Annotated in this window: 3 protein-coding genes; 2 read left to right on the top strand and 1 reads right to left on the bottom strand. The window is 64.9% G+C overall.

The annotated features are described in order from the left end of the window. Positions 1–221: 221 nt before the first annotated feature. Positions 222–1,361: an epoxide hydrolase family protein gene (locus ACLP9N_RS00595; protein ID WP_442405578.1), complete on the top strand. Its 1,140-nt coding sequence runs from the start codon at positions 222–224 to the stop codon at positions 1,359–1,361. A 30-nt stretch (positions 1,362–1,391) separates the two neighbouring features. Here ACLP9N_RS00595 and ACLP9N_RS00590 read toward each other — a convergent pair whose 3' ends face one another. Beyond that, entirely contained in the window at positions 1,392–1,973 is a 582-nt protein-coding gene (locus ACLP9N_RS00590; protein WP_442405577.1) for a TetR/AcrR family transcriptional regulator, read from the bottom strand. Positions 1,974–2,073: 100 nt separating this feature from the next. On the opposite strand from ACLP9N_RS00590, the gene ACLP9N_RS00585 reads away from it, so the two are divergent. After that, positions 2,074–3,180 (top strand): TIGR03857 family LLM class F420-dependent oxidoreductase, encoded by a 1,107-nt coding sequence (locus ACLP9N_RS00585; RefSeq protein WP_442405576.1) that lies wholly within the window; start codon positions 2,074–2,076, stop codon positions 3,178–3,180. Positions 3,181–3,196: the final 16 nt, after the last annotated feature.

The following is a 3,196-nucleotide window of genomic DNA, read 5'->3' as shown; positions in this document are numbered from 1 at the left end:
CCTGATTGCCACGCGCGACCGGGCGCTGAGTGCCGCCGACCGGGGATGTCATGCCGACGATGGCTTCGATCAGGCTCGCGCGCAGGGGTCAGGCTGCGAACGAATGTTCTTGACCAAGTTCTTGTGAGCATTACTATCTTTGCAACAAAGAGTAAATCACCCGTGTGGGTATCGAAGTGGTAGTGAGTACTCGTTAACCCTGTGAAGGGAGCTTTGTCGTCATGGTTGAAATTCGCGACTTTCGTGTTGAAATTTCCGAGACCGACATCGCCGATCTGCGCGCTCGCCTGGCGCGGACACGGTGGCCAGACGCCGAAACCGTGTCCGACTGGTCGCAGGGCATCCCTTCGGCCTATGTTCGCGAGCTGGCCGGGTACTGGGCAAGGGACTACGACATGTACCGGGTCGCCAACCGGCTCAACGCGTATCCGCAGTTCCACGCGACCATCGGTGACCTGGGGATCCACTTTCTGCACGTGCGCTCGCCGCATCGTGACGCCCGGCCACTGATCTTGACCCATGGTTGGCCGGGCTCGGTAGTCGAGTTTCTCGACGTGATCGGTGCGCTGACCGACCCGGAACGCTTCGGTGGCCCTGCCGACGACGCCTTTCACGTGGTCATTCCATCCCGGCCCGGATATGGGTTCAGCGACAAGCCAACGACTCCCGGGGTGGGCATCGAGCGAATCGCCGAGGCGTGGAACGAACTTATGGTCGCCCTGGACTACCGCGACTACTTCGCCCAGGGCGGTGATTGGGGCGCGTCCGTGACCGCGGCCATGGGCACCAAGCCCGCCGCCGGGCTGCGCGGGATCCACGTCAATCTTGCGCTGGCCTCACCGGAGGCGCTGGCCGGGCTTGGTGAACTGACGCCCGATGAGCAGGCCGTCGGGGGGCTGCCGGCATACATGGAGCAAGAGGGCGCCTACGCCGTGCAGCAGGCAACCCGGCCGCAGACCCTGGGCTATGGGCTCGCAGACTCGCCGGTCGGTCAACTTGCCTGGATCACCGAGAAGTTCTACGCCTGGACCGACTGCAACGGGCACCCGGAGAATGCTGTTGCGCGCGACGTCATCCTGGACAACGTGATGGTCTACTGGTTGACCAACACCGCCGCCTCCTCGGCGCGCTTGTACTGGGAGAGCTTCTCGATGATCAGCTCATTTGACGAGGTCGCCGCGCCCTCGGCCTACACCCGGTTCCCGAAGGAAATCGTCAACGTCAGCGAACGATGGCTCCGCACCAGGTTCACCGACCTTCGCTACTACCACGGCGTTGCCAAAGGGGGCCACTTCGCCGCTTTGGAACGGCCAGAGATTTTCGTCGACGAGGTCCGCGCCGGAATCCGCGCGCTTACCTGAATGGCCGCATTGCGGCGTCCGTTCCGATGGTTAGGGCCGCCGGGGGCCGTCGACCTCCTCGCGTAGCGAGCGCATCATCATCTCCAGGCCCAGGTCGAACGAATCCGGAGGTGCGCTGCGGTTCGGCTGCCGCGGACGCAGCCGGTCGAGCAGCGTGTAGCCCAGGATGTAGCTGGTCAGTGAGCGCAGCACGTCGGCGCTGCGGCTACGCGAGAGCCCCGCCTTTTGCAAGGTGGTGATCAAGCTCTGGCGGAACTCGTCGAGTCGCAGGGTGTCGGACTCGGCGATGACGAGTTCGACGACGCCCGGGTGGCGCATGAGGGTCTCATGCACGTCCCGCATCGCGGCGTTGATCTGCTTGTCCCAGGGCAGATTTGGATCGAGGTCACTGGCCAGCGGAGCCATCGCATACTCCACCATGGCGGCAAGCAGGTCCGCCTTGTCATCGAAGTAGTGGTACGGGGTCATCGCGCTGATGCCCATCCGGCCGGCGAGTTTGCGCAGGTTCAACGCGGCCAGGCCGTCGGTGTCGATGAGGTCGAGCGCGGCCTCGATCACCACCTCGCGGTTCAGTGTCGGCTTGGGTCCGCGACGTCCTTCGCGAGTGGCCATCAAAGCGTTTCCTTTACAAGTGTAAGAACCTACCCTAGGCTTCTTACAAGTGTAAGGACAAGGGCCCGGCCGACGGGTGTGACATCGAACGGTGGACCGAATGACCGAAGGCGCACAGGTCGATGTTGTTGGAGATCTGAGCGCGTATGTCATCTCGGGCGCGGTGAGCGCAGTCCAGGGCGACGTCGACTACGAGTCCGACCAACGCACCCCGGCGCAGGGCATTCACGACGCCGTCGACGCCGAGCGGCTCGGCTTCCGGGCGGTGTTCCTGTCCGAACGCTGGGACATCAAGCAGGCCGACGTCATCCTCTCGGGTGCGGCGGCCCACACATCACACATCGAGCTGGGGACGGCCATGGTTTGCCCGCCGACTCGCCAACCCTGGCTGATGGCGGCGCTGGCGGCGACGATGCAGGCCTGCTACGGCCCGAGGTTCACCCTGGGCCTGGGCCGCGGCACCGACGCCATCTGGCGCGATATGGGCCTGCGGATGCCGACCTACACCGAGATGGCCGACTACGTCGACATCCTGCGCCGGCTCTGGCGCGGCGAGACGGTTTCCTACGACGGGCCGGTGGGCCGGTTTCCCGCATTGGCGTTCTCCGAGATCGCGCCCGGGCCTGCGCCGCCGGTCTGGTTCGGTACGTTCGCGCGAAAAAAGGGTGCCGAACTGCTCGCCTCGTCGTTCGACGGGGTCCTGCTGCCGCCGGTGCTCACCCCGGACGCAACGGCCAACGCGGTCGAACGCATCAGGGCGGCCTGCGAGCGCATCGGTAGGGATCCCAATGAGATTCGCGTCTGTCAGGCGGTCATCACGGCGCCGGGTCTCGACGACATCGAGACTCGCTCGTTGGCGCACGGTCGGGCGGTCGGCTACCTGCAGTACCCCGGCTACGGCGAGACGCTGGTCGAGGAGAACGGCTGGGACATGTCGGTCGTGCACGAGCTGCGAGCCCATCGGCAGCTGGCCGCCAACGAGAAGGTGGCCGACCGGCTTTACCATCGCCACCAGCTGCTGGAACCGGCCAAGATCATTCCCGACGACTGGATGATCGATACCTGCGCCATCGGATCGGTTGACGAGTGCGTCTCCTCGCTGCAGCGGTTCCGCGATGCCGGCGCTGACGAAATCGCCACGTATGGAAGCACTCCCGCCCAAAATGCCAAGTTGATCGAAGCCTGGAGGGATCGGAGCGTCGCATGACCACCGCCGAACACGA

Source organism: Mycobacterium sp. (genome assembly GCF_052144515.1).
Taxonomy (GTDB): domain Bacteria; phylum Actinomycetota; class Actinomycetes; order Mycobacteriales; family Mycobacteriaceae; genus Mycobacterium.
Note: the sequence above shows the minus strand (reverse complement) of the source record. Positions and strands in the feature narration are given on the sequence as shown.

Excerpts from the sequence above, each read along its gene's own strand:
- ACLP9N_RS00590 (WP_442405577.1), bottom strand. The coding sequence starts at position 1,973 with ATGGCCACTCGCGAAGGACGTCGCGGACCCAAGCCGACACTGAACCGC.
- ACLP9N_RS00585 (WP_442405576.1), top strand. The coding sequence starts at position 2,074 with ATGACCGAAGGCGCACAGGTCGATGTTGTTGGAGATCTGAGCGCGTAT.
- ACLP9N_RS00595 (WP_442405578.1), top strand. The coding sequence starts at position 222 with ATGGTTGAAATTCGCGACTTTCGTGTTGAAATTTCCGAGACCGACATC.